Source organism: Williamwhitmania taraxaci (assembly GCF_900096565.1).
Classification (GTDB): Bacteria; Bacteroidota; Bacteroidia; order Bacteroidales; family Williamwhitmaniaceae; genus Williamwhitmania; species Williamwhitmania taraxaci.
In genome coordinates this window covers 30,867-47,636 of the sequence record NZ_FMYP01000003.1, presented here as the reverse complement: position 1 = coordinate 47,636, position 16,770 = coordinate 30,867, and the positions used below count along the sequence as shown (strand labels likewise).

General features: G+C 41.5%; 14 protein-coding genes, 1 pseudogene and 1 riboswitch. Of the genes and pseudogenes, 8 read left to right on the top strand and 7 right to left on the bottom strand.

All coding sequences use genetic code 11. From position 1 onward, the window contains the following. Positions 1-31: 31 nt before the first annotated feature. Entirely contained in the window at positions 32-535 is a 504-nt protein-coding gene (locus BLS65_RS01430) for a GNAT family N-acetyltransferase (protein ID WP_092434658.1), read from the bottom strand. A 350-nt stretch (positions 536-885) separates the two neighbouring features. Here BLS65_RS01430 and BLS65_RS01425 point away from each other — a divergent pair, with 350 nt between their 5' ends. Both BLS65_RS01425 and BLS65_RS01420 read left to right on the top strand, forming a co-directional pair. Further along, positions 886-2,319 (top strand): right-handed parallel beta-helix repeat-containing protein, encoded by a 1,434-nt coding sequence (locus BLS65_RS01425; protein WP_125869724.1) that lies wholly within the window; start codon positions 886-888, stop codon positions 2,317-2,319. 48 nt (positions 2,320-2,367) lie between these two features. Further along, positions 2,368-3,390, top strand: a complete 1,023-nt coding sequence (locus BLS65_RS01420) for an endonuclease/exonuclease/phosphatase family protein (RefSeq protein WP_125869723.1) — start codon at positions 2,368-2,370, stop codon at positions 3,388-3,390. On the opposite strand, the gene BLS65_RS01415 is transcribed toward BLS65_RS01420, so the two are convergent. After that, positions 3,368-4,810, bottom strand: coding sequence for a CCA tRNA nucleotidyltransferase (locus BLS65_RS01415; RefSeq protein ID WP_092434649.1), 1,443 nt, complete (start codon positions 4,808-4,810; stop codon positions 3,368-3,370). The two genes, BLS65_RS01420 and BLS65_RS01415, sit on opposite strands and share 23 nt — an antisense overlap. Before the next feature lie 254 nt (positions 4,811-5,064). Here BLS65_RS01415 and trxA point away from each other — a divergent pair. The 4 genes and pseudogenes from trxA to BLS65_RS01395 form a co-directional block, all read left to right on the top strand. Beyond that, positions 5,065-5,412: pseudogene (gene trxA, locus BLS65_RS01410) on the top strand (thioredoxin); the annotation flags it as partial. 153 nt (positions 5,413-5,565) lie between these two features. Further along, positions 5,566-5,662, top strand: a riboswitch (TPP riboswitch). A gap of 199 nt (positions 5,663-5,861) precedes the next feature. After that, positions 5,862-8,303 (top strand): TonB-dependent receptor, encoded by a 2,442-nt coding sequence (locus BLS65_RS01405; RefSeq protein WP_092434641.1) that lies wholly within the window; start codon positions 5,862-5,864, stop codon positions 8,301-8,303. Positions 8,304-8,331: 28 nt separating this feature from the next. Next, positions 8,332-8,955: a nicotinamide riboside transporter PnuC gene (gene pnuC / locus BLS65_RS01400; protein WP_092434638.1), complete on the top strand. Its 624-nt coding sequence runs from the start codon at positions 8,332-8,334 to the stop codon at positions 8,953-8,955. Positions 8,956-8,990: 35 nt separating this feature from the next. Beyond that, a complete protein-coding gene (locus tag BLS65_RS01395) occupies positions 8,991-9,635 on the top strand; it encodes a thiamine diphosphokinase (protein ID WP_170829963.1) in 645 nt (214 codons plus the stop codon). Between the two features lie 38 nt (positions 9,636-9,673). Here the strand turns inward: BLS65_RS01395 and BLS65_RS01390 are convergent, their stop codons facing one another. The 5 genes from BLS65_RS01390 to BLS65_RS01370 all read right to left on the bottom strand — a co-directional run bounded on the left by BLS65_RS01390 (position 9,674) and on the right by BLS65_RS01370 (position 14,011). Next, positions 9,674-9,979, bottom strand: a complete 306-nt coding sequence (locus BLS65_RS01390; RefSeq protein ID WP_170829962.1) for a cupin domain-containing protein — start codon at positions 9,977-9,979, stop codon at positions 9,674-9,676. Between the two features lie 115 nt (positions 9,980-10,094). After that, positions 10,095-10,763, bottom strand: coding sequence for a GIN domain-containing protein (locus BLS65_RS01385; protein WP_092434627.1), 669 nt, complete (start codon positions 10,761-10,763; stop codon positions 10,095-10,097). 217 nt (positions 10,764-10,980) lie between these two features. Further along, positions 10,981-11,319: a cupin domain-containing protein gene (locus tag BLS65_RS01380; protein ID WP_092434805.1), complete on the bottom strand. Its 339-nt coding sequence runs from the start codon at positions 11,317-11,319 to the stop codon at positions 10,981-10,983. A 91-nt stretch (positions 11,320-11,410) separates the two neighbouring features. Then, positions 11,411-13,051: a hydroxylamine reductase gene (gene hcp, locus BLS65_RS01375; protein WP_170829965.1), complete on the bottom strand. Its 1,641-nt coding sequence runs from the start codon at positions 13,049-13,051 to the stop codon at positions 11,411-11,413. A gap of 51 nt (positions 13,052-13,102) precedes the next feature. Then, positions 13,103-14,011, bottom strand: a complete 909-nt coding sequence (locus BLS65_RS01370; RefSeq protein ID WP_092434621.1) for an ATP-binding protein — start codon at positions 14,009-14,011, stop codon at positions 13,103-13,105. 119 nt (positions 14,012-14,130) lie between these two features. Between BLS65_RS01370 and BLS65_RS01365 the strand changes: the two genes are divergently transcribed. Together BLS65_RS01365 and BLS65_RS01360 are read left to right on the top strand one after the other, a co-directional pair. Beyond that, positions 14,131-14,799, top strand: a complete 669-nt coding sequence (locus BLS65_RS01365; protein ID WP_092434617.1) for a Crp/Fnr family transcriptional regulator — start codon at positions 14,131-14,133, stop codon at positions 14,797-14,799. A gap of 282 nt (positions 14,800-15,081) precedes the next feature. Next, entirely contained in the window at positions 15,082-16,764 is a 1,683-nt protein-coding gene (locus BLS65_RS01360; RefSeq protein WP_212590474.1) for an ABC transporter substrate-binding protein, read from the top strand. Positions 16,765-16,770: the final 6 nt, after the last annotated feature.

Here is a 16,770-nt window from a genome sequence, read left to right as displayed (position 1 = left end):
TCTCGAAAGGCCTTTTTTTGTATTGTAGCGCTTAGAGTTCTTTCTCGAAGCAGGCATAAATGTTTAAATCTTTCGATAGAGCGGTTTCTCCAACCTTTGAGAATCCGCAACGTTCGAAAAAGTGTAATGTGTCTTTGTTTCCAGCAAAGGTGTCAAGTCGGATTGATTTGTAACCCTCTTTCTTTGCGAAATCAGCAGCAAAAGCCATTAGTATTTTCGCAAACCCTTTTTTCTGGAAGAACGGATGAATCGCAAGTCGGTTTACAATAAGCGCGTTACTGTTGCTGGTCCACTTAAGTTGATCGTATGAAGAATCTTGTTCGTCGTTTAGTGTGATAACTCCAATAGTCCCACCGTTATTCCGAAGTAGGTATAGGTTGCCTTTCTTTATGTCCTCACTAATGGTAACGAACGAAGGGTAGGCACTATTCCAATGTGAATATCCTTTCGAAATAAGATCTTTTGCGCATTCACGCAAAATGAACATTATCTCGATTAGACTTTCTTCTTCTGCTCTTAGTATTTCGGGCTCCATTACCAAAAAGATACAGTTTGTTGAGCCAAATGTATAAAATTCTTCTTCATTGTAAAGATGTTTTTTTTACTATCGAGAATTTGTAGTGAGTTTAACTTGTATTCATTTTTGCTATTATGCAGATAAACGTTAAGTGTTGTTGAGTTTTTTGTCGTTTTTACTTCGGTATCCCACACAGAGCAAATGTGAATTTGTTTGCAAGCAAAATACTAATTTGTTTTGAACGTTTATAGCATGGATTGTTTTAGCTTTGCATATCTATTCCTGCAAATATCTTGGTGAACAAACGATTGTTTGTCGGTTTTGTTGCTTTTGATGTATATTTGATGTTAAATCTGGTAATTCTGAAAATGAGATTTTTATTTATAGCGGCAACATTTTTATTTTTTTTCTTCTTAGCATGCCAGAAGGATGAAATTAGCCATTCTGCGAGCGACAGATTATTGTTTTCGCGCGATACTGTTATGTTCGATACCGTATTTACCACGGTGGGGAGTGCTACTGCTCGGTTTAAAGTCTACAATAAAGGTAGCCAACGGGTTAATATCTCGGATGTAACTCTTTCCGGTGGTTCATTCTCGTCATTCCGCATAAATATTGATGGGGAACCGGGGCCGAAAATCCAGAATCTTGAAATGGCCGCTGGCGACTCTATTTATGTCTTCGTAAATGTAACTGTCGATCCTCAGGGCAGTGACTCTCCCTTAGCAATTGAAGATTCCATTTTGTTTAATCTTAATGGAAACTTACAGTCGATAAAACTCTTAGCATGGGGGCAGGATGTTGTTTTGCTCAACACGTCTGTTATCGCTACTCAGGTATTTACCGCCAATAAGCCTTATTTGATTTACGGAGATGTGGTTGTGTCTGCTGGTGCGAATTTAACAATTGAGGCTGGCGCTAGATTTTACTTCCACAATAATTCGAGGCTTTATGTGGATGGTTCGCTCAAGGCCAATGGGACGGAAGAAAACCCGATTTCATTTCAGGGCGATCGATTGGAAGATTTCTACGCGACTAAGGCGGGGCAGTGGGGCGGCCTCTATTTCCGGCCGGGTAGTTATGGCAATTTGCTAAATTGGGTAAATATAAAGAATGCAGTCAATGGTGTTCAGGTCGACACCTTTGCTGTAGCCAATACGCCCACGCTTATTATTCAAAATAGTAGAGTGGAAAATATGTCGGCAATTGGACTACTTGCACGTGGTGCAATTGTCAGAGCATCAAATTGTCTATTTGCCAATTGTGGACAAGCAACGGTGGCGCTTGTTTATGGCGGAAACTATGAATTTGTGCACTGTACGTTGGCTAATTATTGGGGCACTTACTATTCCCGCAAGTATCCACAATTATGGTTGAACAACTACTATATTACCACTATGGGCGGGGCATCCACTATGGTTGCTAGGGATTTAGATCGGGCCGATTTTGTGAATTGCATCGTATATGGCAGTATGTCCAACGAGGTATGGGTTGATAATTCCTATTATGGCACTACCTCTCCATCTAAGATGAATTATACATTTGAAAACTCTATTGTTCGGATTCCGAGCGGCACGGAATTCACGCTACCACACTATAGTGGTGTTAAACGGGAAGATCCGAAATTTGCTGACATTGTTAAGTTTTCCTACCTCCTCGATACGCTTTCGCCTGCCAAGGATTTTGGACGTTTGGATTATGGTGAACTATACCCTGTCGATTTGAAGGGTGAGTCTCGGATTGCCGATAGCCATCCGGATGCAGGTGCTTTTGAACGTATTGAGAAACCAAGTAGACGTTAGACGAAGATTATACTAGTAGGTGGGCTGATTACTTAAATTTGTTCTGCCATGAGAACTTTTTTTATTGTCCTGTATTCCTTCTTCTGCATAGGGTCGCTTTGCGGTCAAGATTCCACTAAGATCGATATGCTTTGGTATAACGTAGAGAATCTTTTCGATCCATTTCACGATACCTTAAAGCTCGATCAGGAGTTTACCATTGAAGGTGCCCGCCATTGGAGTTGGAATAAAATGGAGAAAAAGATTGATGGGATATGTAAGGTTCTTGTAGCCTCAGGAAAGTTCGAACCCCCATTGATTGTTGGCTTGTGTGAGGTTGAAAATCGATTTGTTCTCAATCGATTAGTTTATAACTCCCCGCTTTCCAAGTTCGAATACCGGATAGTGCATGCTGAATCTCCTGATTTTAGAGGTATCGATGTGGCACTGCTTTATCGGAGTAAACGACTCTGGTTGAAAAATTCTCGCTTTATCAGATCGTATGAATTCGATGATCATCCTTCGCGTGACATTCTTTATGCAAAGTTTCTGGTCGATGGAACCGATAGCCTGCATATTTTTTTAAACCACTGGCCGTCCAAGTATGGGGGCGAACTTGAAACCGAACATGCTCGCAGTTATGCGGCAACTATATTGTCGATGGCGGTGGATTCAGTATTGCGGTGTGATAGTATGGCCAATATTGTGGTGATGGGCGATTTTAATGATGAAGCAACCAATGTTGAGGTCGCTAAGATTCTCAAGACGAGGACTCATCTCGAACCAAAATCGCACAATAAAACCTTGGTTAACCTATCTTCCCTTCTTTATGCAAATGGAATGGGAACTCACAAGTATCAGGGTCGATGGGCTGTTATCGATCAAGTTATGGTGTCGGAAGCATTGCTTAGTGAATACAATGCCCTGCGCGTTCCTATGAGCAGTTGTAAAGTCTTTGATGCACCATTCTTGCTTGAACGTGATGATGCCTATACTGGACAAAGACCATTTCGTACCTTTATTGGTTTTCGGTATCATGGTGGCTTTAGCGATCACTTGCCGGTTTTACTTACAATTCGGAGGCAGTATTAAAACCGCTGCTGAAGTCATGCTTGGCAGTAAGGTTAAAGTCTTTTGCTCTTTCGAGCATCAAGGCATACGCTTCTTCGTAGTTGTTTTGGATTAATCCATCTAGGATAGCTTCTTTAATATCGTTTTTGATCTCACCAATTGCTCTACATGGGCCAACCTCGAAAACAGCCATTATAACCTCGCCGGTAATTGGCGGTTGGAAAATACGGATAGCATCTTTTTCCTCTATTTCTTTAAGCTTTTCGCGTACTAATGCAAAATTTCCAAGATGTCGCCTGACGGTTGCCTCGTTTTTCGAGGTGATATCCGCCTCGCAAAGCATCATTAAATCCTCAATATCCTCACCTGCTTCAAATAGTAATCGCCTTACTGCCGAGTCGGTTACCTCATCCTTCGAAAGTACAATTGGCCGTAAGTGAAGTTGCACCAGTTTCTGAACATACTTCATCTTTTCGTTGAGAGGGAGCTTCATCTCGCGAAAGATGCCCGGAACCATCTTGGCACCGACAAACTCGTGTGCGTGAAAGGTCCAACCTTGTTTTGCATTATATGCCTTTGTGGCAGGTTTTGCAATGTCGTGCAGAAGTGCTGCCCATAGAAGCCAAAGGTCATCGGTGTTGGCCCTTAGGTTCTCCAGCACTTTTAGCGTATGCGAGAAGTTTTCCTTATGTCCTTTCCCTTCTTTTGTCTCCACACCCTTGAGCTTTTCGAGAGCAGGGAAGATGTAGGTCAAAAGCCCAGTCTTGTCAAATAGAACAAAGCCTAACGATGGGCGAGGCGACACAATTATTTTATTGAGCTCGTCAGCAATTCGCTCTTTCGATACTATGGTGATCCTATCTTTCATGTCGGAGATAGACTGGAGTGCTTTTTCCTCAATGCGAAAGCCCAATTGTGCTGCAAAGCGAATGGCTCGAATCATTCGTAATGGATCGTCCGAGAATGTTGTTTCAGGGTCAAGGGGTGTCCTCAGTATCTTGTTTTTCAGGTCATCTATTCCGCCGAAAGGATCAATTAATCGGCCGTAATCATTTTTGTTGAGGCTTATAGCAAGTGCGTTAATGGTGAAGTCCCTGCGGTTTTGATCGTCCTCTAGGGTTCCGTTTTCCACAATGGGTTTTCGGGACTCACGTTGGTATGACTCCTTGCGGGCACCCACGAATTCAATTTCCATATCCCCAAAGCGGAGCATGGCAGTCCCAAAGTTTTTAAAAACGGTAACGTTAACTCCGCCAGCCTTAGCCGCAACTCCTTCCGCCATTTCAATTCCGCTGCCTTGCACTACAATATCGATATCCTTGGAAGGTCGCTCAAGCAAACAGTCGCGCACAAAACCGCCAATGACATATGCTGGTAGTTTTTTTTCTTCGGCTACTTGGGCAATAATATTAAAAATTGGATTCTTTAGATGTCTGTTCATTCTTTTGTTTCGTTATGCTTTAGCCAAGGTTGGCTTGTTTGTATGTGTGGAAATTGTTAATGTTCTTTGGGTTATCTTTTCTAGTAGTTTATAGCATCTGCCAAATTGCTAGGTTTTGCGACAAAACTACAAACATTTTTGTCGTTAAATGGTTTAATCTTTTAAATTCATCTTTTGGAATGGAATTTGTATATACACATGTAGAAATGTAAATAAGAGTATATAAAACTAAAAAAACAAAGATTATGTTGGAGCATTTAACTGTAGACACATTTAAAACCAAGGTTTTCGACTACGAGAAAAATTCTGAATGGAAGTTTGAAGGGAAAAGACCTGCTTTGGTTGATTTTTATGCTAATTGGTGTGGCCCTTGCAAAACTGTAGGCCCTATTCTCGAGGAGTTGGCAAAGGAGTATGACGGAAAAATCGACATCTATAAGGTGGATACCGAGGATCAGCAAGAGTTAGCTTCGGTGTTTGGTATTAAATCCATTCCTTCCATGCTATTCATTCCGGTAGAAGGTCAACCGCAAATGGCTATGGGTGCACTGCCTAAAGATAGTCTTAAGCAAGCATTTAAAGAGGTACTCAGCATCGAGTAATCGACAATAACGCTATTAAAAGGTCGGAGGTTTCCGGCCTTTTTTGCGTTTCATATAATTGAAGATCCTAATTATAGTGGCCTATTAGTCAATGATTTTCTCAATCATCTGCTGTTTTAGTTGTTTGTTATAATTTTTTTCGTTTACCTTTGTCGTGTCTTTTGGGGGTGCCTTAATATTACGGGCTGAGATCATACCCTTTTACCTGATCCGGGTAGTGCCGGCGTAGGGAAAAAAGTATATTTTATCAGAATTTACTTCCCCTTACAGACGATTTCAGAATTTCACTTTGGCAAAATGCCGGCTTATGTCATTGTGTCGTTCTGACTGATTTGCACATTGTTTTAATTGGCAACAATCAGCGATAATCAGCTTGTATGTGTCGTCGTTTGACGCGCATCCTTGGCTAGCGAATTGTTTCCTTGGGTGTTATTCGAAATAAAATTGAAATGAAAAATTTAATATTTATTTTCTGTCTTGGTTTATTCTCTCTGGCGACTTTTGCCGAGAGTGGTTCTTTGGTTGGATGGCAATTGAAGGGTAGCGTTGTGGATGAAAGTAATAATCCATTGATTGGCGCCTCAGTTGCGTTGGTGCATACCTTCAAGGGCGCGTATACAAATCAGGATGGATTGTTTGAGATATCAGGACTTAAAGCCGGCAAGTATAGTCTTCGTGTGAGCTATATGGGATATCTGGATTGCGTTGTCGAACTTCAAGTTACGGGTGATGTTTTCCAGGAAATAAAGTTGTTACCCCGATCGGTAATGGGCGAAGAGGTGGTTGTAAGCGGTATTCGAGCAAATTCAAAGACTCCGATGACTGTCACTACTATCTCAAAAGCCAAACTGAATGATGCAAATGGCGCGAATGACCTGCCGCTCATTCTGGGAAGTTTGCCTTCAGTGGTATCTACCTCCGAAAGTGGCGGCGGAATTGGGAATACTGCTTTTCGGATTCGAGGGGTTGATCCATCTCGGATAAATGTAACGCTCAACGGAATTCCACTCAACGATGCTGAATCGCAAACCGTGTTTTGGGTCGATCTTCCCGATTTGGCTAGTAGTATTAGCTCTTTGCAGGTTCAACGAGGTGTTGGGGCTTCTACCAATGGTGCTGGTGCTTTTGGCGGCACGGTAAGCATTCAAACACTTACCGCACCCTCTGAGGCATATGGGAATATCGATTTGACTTATGGTGCCTTTAATACCCAGAAGGTAAGTGTTGCAACTGGATCGGGGTTGATTCATGATAAGTTCTCGTTTGATGTGAGGTATTCCAAACTCAAGTCCGACGGGTATGTTGATCATAGTGGCTCGGATCACACCTCGCTGCAGATTTCAGGTGCACGGCTTACCGAGAAGAGTGTGTTGAGGGCTAATTTTATTATGGGCGAGGAGCATACCGACATTAGTTGGAACGGGGTTCCTTCTTCTTCGTTGGATACCAATAGGCAGTATAATCCATCTGGCTTGTACTATGATGGCAATGGTTTGCTCCATCGCTATGCCAAGGAGCAAGACAACTATTTTCAGAATCACTATCAGCTCATTTATTCCTTGCAAGTTGCTCCAAGGTTAACTTTTAATGCAGCAGCCCACCTTACTGTTGGTCGTGGTTACTATGAGGAGTACAAGGATGATGCGAAATTTTCAAAATACTTGTTGACGAATCAGTTAGTAGGCGGTATTTTACAAACTAAGTCAGATTTTGTTCAGCAGAAATGGCTCAATAATCAGTTTTACGGCGGAACATATTCCCTTAACTATAAAGCAGGAATAGTTGATCTTGTTCTGGGTGGCGGTGCAAATCGTTACAACGGCGATCACTTTGGCAAGCTAAAATGGGTTGAGAAGAATCAAACTATTCCAAATGACTACGAATGGTATTTCAATAATAGCGTCAAGGATGATTTTAATTCGTTTTTTAAAGCGCAGTTAGAGGTCTTGCCGCATTTGACTCTATATGGGGATATGCAATACCGCTATATCTACTATAAGATGAAAGGACCCGATAGCGATAACAAAGAACTATGGCAAACAACGCGTTGGGATTTTCTTAATCCTAAGGTCGGTGCTTCATTTCTTTTTAATGGACATTCTGCTTACGCTTCTTTTGCTGTTGCTAACCGAGAACCAGCTCGCAGTGATCTGAAGGATGCGTCGAAGGAGGGGGGTGCCACAAAACCAAAATCGGAGCGATTGTTTGATTATGAGTTAGGTTATGGGTTTGCAAATAAGTTTTTAGCGCTCAAATCAACAATCTTTCTTATGGACTATAAGAATCAACTCGTGAATACCGGGAAACTAAACGAGGTGGGCTATCCCTTAATGACAAATGTGGCGAAAAGTTATCGTGCCGGTATTGAAGTCGAGGCTTCATATAGTCCAAAATCATGGCTTGTTCTGTCTGGTAATTTGGCGTTGACTCGAAACAGGATCACTGATTTTGTTGAGTATGTCGATTTAAATGACGATCAGAATGGTTGGAATCCTGTGGGGCAGCGAGTAAATTATTTGGGCGAAACCAATATCTCTTTTTCACCCGAAATTGTTTCAGGAGGATCCATAATGGTTGAGCCGTTAAAGAATCTTCGGGTTACTCTTTTAGGTAAGCAGGTGGGTAAGCAGTATATCGATAATAGTTCGAGCAATCTGCGGAAAATCAATGGCTATGCCGTTCTTGATTCGCGGCTTGAGTATCGTTTGGGATTGGATAAATCTACTGTAACAATGGCTTTAATGGTTAACAATATACTCGATAGAGAGTATCTTGTCAACGGATGGGTATATCGGGCTCAGTTTGCCGATGGCTCAGCCGATTACATTGATGATGGTTACTTTCCTCAGGCTGGGCGTAATGTGAGTGTGCGCCTTACTTTAAACTTTTAAACAAATTGGCCATATTGGCATACGGATTATGGAACAGATAGTGAGTTGGTCGTTTAATCATATATGGGAGATTTTTGGTGCCGTTTCGGGCTTTATTTTTCTCATCCTTGAAGTAAAGGAGAATGTTTGGTTGTGGCCAGTGGGGATTCTAACCTCCGGACTATATATTGTAGTCTTTTTAGAGTCGAAGTTCTATGCCGATATGGCCTTAAATGTTTACTATGTTGTAATCAGTTTGTATGGATGGTATGCCTGGCTGTATGGAAAAAAGCAGAAAAATAACGGAGCAGAAGCGACGCCTCTTCGTGTTTCGCGAACACCAGTTTACTTATGGAAGTATTTGTTTGTTGCTTTTTTGCTGATGTTTTTATTGATGGCATGGGTTCTGGGTAGGTTTACGGATTCACCTGTGCCCATTGGAGATGCTTTTACCACTGCTCTGAGTATTGTAGCCACATGGATGCTTACCCGAAAATATATTGAGCAATGGTGGTTGTGGGTTTTAGTAAATGGGGTATCTTTAGGTTTGTATATCTGGAAAGGGTTGTATCCAACATCTATATTGTTCTTTTTCTATACTACACTTGCGGTGGTTGGCTATTACCAGTGGCAAAAAAGTATTGAGGAGAAGCCTTTGGATTCAGTTAGTTGATCCGAATAGAATAGCCTGTATTTTAGATGATTTGTATGCTGTTAGATAAAGAGTTTGATGCTGTAATTCTGGCAAATGGGCAATATCCAACCCACGAAACTCCGGTTAGGGTATTGCGGCGGGCAAAATACTTGCTTTGCTGCGATGGAGCCGCTGTTAAGCATCTCGGGAAAGGACGAGTCCCCGATGCCGTAGTTGGTGATTTAGATTCGCTTCCCATCGAGGTGAAGTCGGTTTTTGCAGATAAGCTGCATCATGATCCCGATCAAAATAGCAATGATCTTACAAAAGCAATCATGTTTTGTCGGAAAAATGGTTTTAAATCGGTTGCGATTATAGGTGCAACAGGGCTACGCGAAGATCACACTATTGGGAATGTTGCGTTAATGGTAAGTTATGCGCAGCAGGGGATGGAGGTAGTAATGGTTACCGATACAGGTGTGTTGCTGCCAATGCTGAGTTCTGGAGTAGTTCAGAGTTTCGAGGGACAGCAGGTTTCGCTTTTTTCATTTGATACGCAAACAAAGTTGACCACTCAAAACTTAAAATATCCATTGACCAACGCTACCCTTGATATGTGGTGGCAGGGAACATTGAATGAATCTTTGGGCAATCAGTTTTCCCTTGAATTTGCTCCAGGGCCTTTGGTTGTTTACTCTCTTTTTGAGGATTGTAGGTAGAAGGGGAATTCTCCTGTGTTATATGGCGATTAGGCTGGCTAGAATATCTTTACGGCTAATACCCTTAGGCTATCAGCGCCAATGTTTCTGATTAGGCGTGGTTCCGCCGCCGATATCTCAATGCACATGTCCTGCTCTACTGTTATCTGTTCGTCGGGGGTCTCAATGATCCCGGCACCTTCAAGAATGTAGAATACAACATCGAAAGGATTTGAGTGCATTTCGATTACCTCTCCAAATTTCAGATCAAGATGGATGATTTCGGTTTTTGGACTGGAATACATTTTTCTTCCATCAATGTTGAATCCAACTTTCTCAGCAGTTTCAAGTAGTTTAGTTCTCATAAAATCAAGTTTTCTTCCCGATTGAACGGCATTTGCTTTGGTGTGAAAATACATAAAAAAAAGGGCCGAAGCCCTTTCTTACCTAAAACTAACCTAATTTAACTAACCCTTATCTTTATCTCTGAGCAATTAAGCTGTGAAAATTCTTTTTTGAAATGCTATTTATTTTGGCTTCCAATTTTTTTGTTACAAGCAGGGAGTGATCGAGTGTTCCAACGCCCGATGTTTTAATGGTTGCGTTGTCGGCCTTTCCAAATAATCCAAATTCATACACTCCGGTTACGTTAACCTGAAGATTGTTTACGTTAACCTCCAATGATCCGTTTAGCACTCCATCAAAAGTGATGCTTAAGGATTCGGAGTTGAGGGGTGCTGTACACGCTAATCTTAAATTTCCTTTGCCGGAAATGTGTTTTAGCGTTGAGGCATCCACATAAATAGTAATTGCACTCGTTGGACTTAATTTTTTTCCTTTTCGCACACTCAGATAAAGAATGCCGTTTTCGGTTTTTGTTTCAATGTAAGATTGAAGGTTCTTTTCTGCATAAACTGATACCTTTTGATCACCGGTGTTTTGCAAAACAACCGTGATGTTGTTTTCAGTGTTGCCCTCGGAGGAATATGCAAAATTGGCAACCAATTGGGTGAAAGGGTTGCTTTCGGAATTTTTAACAACAAGATCACCATCTCCCTTTATCGACCCGGTGATGGCATTGCTTGTAAAACCCATTAAGGGTAGACAAATGATGGTTAATACTGCTACTAATTTCCCTAAAGTTACCATGGTGATATTTGTTTTCTTTGCTTTATCAAAGATGATGCAAAAGTATATAATAGTTTGCTATGTAGCGTTATAAATTTATTATATAATTGTGTTGTTCGCTATATTGATGTATGTTTCTGAACATGTATGTTCGTTAGCGGACAGTGCATCTATGTCAATCGAGTAACTCTTACGGCAAACTATTCTGTTGGTTCTGTTTTCTCAGAAAAAAAATGATCTATACTTTTTGTTCTTTAATCATTGTCAGAACCATTTTAAAGCGTTCGGGGGCAGCAACCGCATGGGTAATGTTTGCTGGCATTATTATGCACTCACCTGCTTTTACAGTATGTGTTTGTCCGTTAATGATTACATGCGCTACGCCTTCTACAACCTGAACCATTGCGTCAAACGGTGCGGTATGTTCGCTTAGGCTTTCTCCTTTGTCGAATGCAAAGAGCGATACATTTCCGGTGGGGCGTTTAATCACGTTGCGGCTAACAATTCCACCCTGAGTATAATCTACTTCCGTAGGAAACGAGAATATTTCAGCTTTTGCAAATTCTTTACTTTCCATATGTTCTGTTTTTAATTGGTTACGATTAAGTTTTCTAGTAACAAAAAAGAAACAGCGAAGTTCTGTTTGAAAGAACTTCGCTGTAGTTTTATTAACCAACCATCAGTTTGATGTCTTCGTCAACAGTGTTGATACCTGATATTCCAAAGTTTTCAACAAGCACGTTCACTACATTTGGCGAAAGGAATGCCGGTAGTGTTGGCCCGAGGTGGATGTTTTTTACACCCAAATGGAGTAGTGCAAGAAGAACAATCACCGCTTTTTGCTCATACCATGCAATGTTGTATGCAATTGGTAGCTCGTTGATGTCGTTTAGCGCAAAAATCTCTTTAAGCTTAAGCGCAATTACCGCTAGTGAGTAAGAGTCGTTGCACTGACCAGCATCCAAAACTCGTGGAATTCCTCCAATATCACCAAGTGGAAGCTTGTTGTAGCGATATTTTGCACATCCAGCAGTTAAAATAACTGTGTCTTTAGGTAGCTTAGTTGCAAATTCGGTGTAGTAGTCGCGGTCTTTCATTCTGCCGTCGCATCCAGCCATTACAATAAACTTGCGAATGGCACCTGATTTAACTGCATCCACAACCTTGTCGGCAAGAGCAAAAACTTGTGCGTGAGCAAAACCGCCTACTAGTTCACCTGTTTCGATTTCAACTGGCGATTGGCATTTTTTTGCATGCTCAATAATTGCTGAAAAATCTTTTGGCTTACCATCTACCCTGTCTGGAATGTGATTTGCACCTGTCAGTCCTGAAGAGCCAGTAGTGTATATCTTGCTTGTATATGTTGCACTAGCTGTTGGAGGAACAATACAGTTTGTTGTGAACAGGATTGGTCCGTTAAATGAAGTGAAATCTTCTTTCTGATGCCACCAGCTGCTGCCGTAGTTGCCTACAAAATGGCTGTGTTTCTTGAAAGCAGGATAGTAGTTGGCTGGAAGCATTTCGCTATGGGTGTAAACATCCACACCTGTTCCTGATGTTTGAGCAAGTAGCTCTTCCATATCCTTTAGGTCGTGACCGCTAATTAGGATGCCTGGATTTTTGCGAACGCCTAAGTTAACCTTTGTGATCTCTGGATTTCCGTAGCGAGTGGTGTTTGCTTTGTCGAGCAAAGCCATTGCGGTAACTCCGAATTTACCCGTTTCAAGCACGAGGCCAACTAGCTCATCTACTGAAAGAGTTTGGGTTAGCTTTACAAGCGTTTTTTGCATAAATGCGTATAGCGCTACATCTTCAAATCCAAGGTTATAAGCATGCTCAGTGTAAGCAGCCATTCCCTTAAGTCCATATATTGTAAGCTCTCTCAACGACCTGATATCCTCATTTTTCTCTTCAAGAATACCAACTTTTTCCGATTTTGCTTCAAATTCGCTACGGTTGCCAGTCCAAGTAGTGCCATCAAAAGTGGTGTCTACTTTAACGCCAGCCTTGTCGGCTTCGGCCTTAAGCATGCTTCTAATTTCGAAGGCTTTTTCTACTCTCTTGAAAAATACTTCCTTGTCGAAGTTGGCATTTGTGATAGTTGAAAACAGTCCGTCGAAGATGAACTTGTTTACTATTTGGTTCTCGTAACCCTTTTTTTCTCTCAGTTCTGTGGAGTAATAGGAGATGCCTTTTAAAAGGTGTGTTAGTAGGTCCATCATGTTGGAAAGATCGTCGGATTTACCACAAACTCCCTTGATGGTGCAGCCAGTTCCTTTTGCTGCTTCTTGGCATTGAAAACAAAACATGCTCATGACTTTAAATTTTAAATGGTTATATAAATTAGTTGAGTGATAAGTCTAAATCCAAACGCTTTCTTGAATGTCTCCCTCAATGCCAACGGTGATTGACTTAATTGGGATTTTTCGTGAAGCTTTTTCCGAAGCCATTTTTACAAGTTGAGTTAATCCACCACAGCAAGGCACTTCCATGCGCATTATGGTAATGGTGTCAACCTTTGCTTCGTCAATTAGGGCGGTTAATTTTTCTACGTATGACTCCTTGTTGCTATCCAACTTTGGACAGGCAATTGCCAGTGTTTTGCCCGATAGAAAATCTTTGTGAAAAGCACCCAGCGAAAACGCAACACAATCGGCAGCTAGCAGTAAGTTTGAATCCTTAAAGTGAGTCGAATTTGGGTTGATAAGGTGCAGCTGGATTGGCCAGTGGCTAAGAGCTGAAGGCGTTGCCACCTTTGCTGCTGGTGCATATTGTGGAGCCTGAAAAGTTTTTGCTGCGGACCCTGGACAGCCGCACGATTCGCCTTGTTGGTGAGCGTGCTGGACTGGTTTTGCAAAACTTTTGCCACCACCAGTTGAGGTGTGATTGTGAACTTCTTGCAATATCTCGTCCACGCTGAAGTCTACATTATTTTTTTCTTTGAGTAAGAATTCAACACCCAGCCTTAGATACTCCTTCTCGCCATGGTCTTTTAGGTGCTTAAAGTGTGCTATAATTACATTCTTACCATTTTTCAGCATTGCTCTGAGGGTTTCTACCTCATCGTAAGCAACAGCCTCTCTAACCTCAATTGAGATTGCATCCACTGGGCACGTTCCAATGCAGGCACCAAGGCCATCGCACATTAGCTCGCTAACCAATGTTGCTTTGCCATCAATTAGTTGGAGGGCTCCTTCGTGGCAACCTGTAATGCAATTTCCGCATCCATTGCATTTGTCTCTATCTATGGTTATTATCTCTCTCTTCATGGTATGTAGATTTTTTTAATTATTTTCGGTGGTTATTGTGATGCAAAAGTCCGACAAAAGGATTGAGCAAACTGTCTCATATGTTACAAACAGCAATTATTAAAAAAAAAAGATTTTAAATGTTCGAAATAATTTCTCGCTCTCCTTTTTTTAGAGGTCTTAGCCCCGTTCAGTTGGAGGAGATGTTCTCTACAATTGTATATTCCGTGAAAACATTTTCGAAAGGGCAGTTGATTGCACAGCGCGAGGATGAAGTGCGGAATCTTTGCGTATTAATTCAGGGTAGCGTTAAGGGTGAAATGGTTGATTTTACCGGCAAGGTTGTTAAAATTGAGGAGATGCAAGCTCCCATGCCAATTGCTCATGCCTTTGTTTTCGGGGAGAAGAATCGTTTTCCAGTGGATGTGGTTGCATTAGAAGAGGTACGGATTTTGTTTATCCCAAAAAGTGAATTGATTCGGCTTCTGCAAGGGAGTGATGTGATTCTGGGTAATTATTTAAATGCCATTTCGAATCGGGCTCAATTTCTCTCTTCAAAGCTTTGGTTTCTCTCATTTCGAACCATAAGAGAAAAAGTGGCTCAGTACTTGCTCTCACTTACGCAGGAATCTAAATCGGATAGGGTTATTATTTCTAAGTCGCAAGGCGAGTTAGCGGAGTTTTTCGGAGTTGCGAGACCATCGCTGGCGAGGGTGTTTTCAGAGATGGAGCAGGAGGGACTCATTACGGTGGAGAGGAAAGAAATTACCATTAAAAATAGAAAAGCACTCATTGATATGCTGAAATAAGTCATTGGTCAAAATTGACTTGCATTCGCTTATTTGGTGTCTTATATTTGCCTCTACAGCGACAGAGCTGTAAGTAAAATAATCATGGTTTTGGTTTTTTACTTGGCTGGTTTTGGTTGACATCGGAGGGGGCTTAGGCCCCCTTCGTAATTTCTGACAGTTTCCTCAAATATCTCCCCCGAAATTGCTTATTTTGTAATTATTACTAGCGGCGCTTTCGATTTCAGTTAAAAAATCCCTTTAATTGATGTTGCTAGATTTCTTTAGAACATAAAACCGTTATTGAAAAAGACTAAAACTGGCATGGGGCTGTTTTACACCAAATTTCGTGTGAATCCACTTTTGAAGTGTTCCTTTTGGATGCTTCTAATATTTAGTGTTGTTGCTTGTAACCATAAGGATCGTTCTCCTCATGGGAAAGTGTTTCGGTATAACGAGTCGAAGGGGATTACTAGTTTAGATCCGGTTTATGCTCGCACAATGCCTTCGATTTGGCCGGTGAGTCAATTGTTTTGTGGACTCGTTCAGTTGGATAGTAAGTTGTATATCCAACCCCTTGTTGCTAAAAGTTGGCGTGTTTCAGATAACGGGCTTGTATATACTTTCATTCTTAGGAATGATGTCACGTTTCATGACAATCCGTGTTTTAAGGATGGTTCTGGACGGCAGGTTGTTGCCTCTGATTTTGTTTTTAGCTATCGACGATTGGCTTCGCCTTTCGTTGCAAGTCCCGGTAGCTGGGTGCTCTCAAAGGTTGACACCCTTAATAATGGTCAACCCAATGTAGTGGCACTTTCAGATACAACTCTAGTAATTCGTCTCAAGGAGCCATTTCCTGCTTTTCTTGGGTTGTTGGCTGTTCCCTATTTTGCAGTTGTACCGCAGGAAGCCGTAACCGCCTATGGAAAGGAATTTGGTCGAAATCCTGTTGGTTGTGGTCCGTTTATGCTTAAAACATGGCGTGATGGAGAAAAGCTTGTTTTTGTAAAAAACCCACGATACTTCGAGAAGGACTCATTGGGGCAATCGTTGCCTTACCTTGATGCTATTGCCGTGAATTTTATTACTGATAAACAATCAGAGTTTATGGCGTTTATCCTTGGTAATTTAGATTTTATCTCGGGAGTTTCAAAGGCATCGAAGGATGAATTGCTCACCCGGACTGGAAGTCTTAATCCAAAGTATTCTAATCGCATTATGCTCCTCACTGGCCCCTATTTAAATACAGAGTATCTGGGCTTTTTAGTTGATGCCGAATTATCGAAGGGATCTCCTGTTTTAAGTAGGGAATATCGACGTGCAATAGCCTACGGTTTCGATCGGCAGAGAATGATTGCCTATCTCAGGAATGGTCTCGGTTTTCCTGCTGAAAGTGGATTTATTCCAATGGGGCTTCCTCCATTTTCCAATTCATTAAAAGGGTTTTACTACTGCCCTGATTCTACGCTATCCATACTCTCACGAATGGGCTATTCTAATGGGACGGGACTGCCACCCATAACGTTAACGACCACCGATGATTATCTGGATATATGTGAGTTTATTCAGCATGAATTAAGCAAGTTGGGCGTGAAGATTAATGTAGAGGTGGTGACTGGTGCATCCTATCGACAATCGGTTGCCGATTCTCGGCTTCCAATGTTTAGAGGCTCGTGGATTGCCGATTATGCTGATGCAGAAAGTTTTTTATCCCTCTTTTATTCAGGAAATCATTCTCCTTATGGTCCTAATTACACTCATTTTAAGAATCGAAAATTCGATGACCTGTATGCTCAATCGCTCAAGCAGGTTGTTTTAGGGGATCGATTAAAACTTTATCGGCAGATGGATAGTTTGGTCTTAGCAGAATGCCCTGTAATTCCTCTGTTTTATGATAAAGTTGTGCGGTTTGTGCGAACTGGAGTTGTGGGGATGGATCCGAATCCCATGAATATTCCAATTTTCAAATATGTTGATATTAAATAGTTGGCG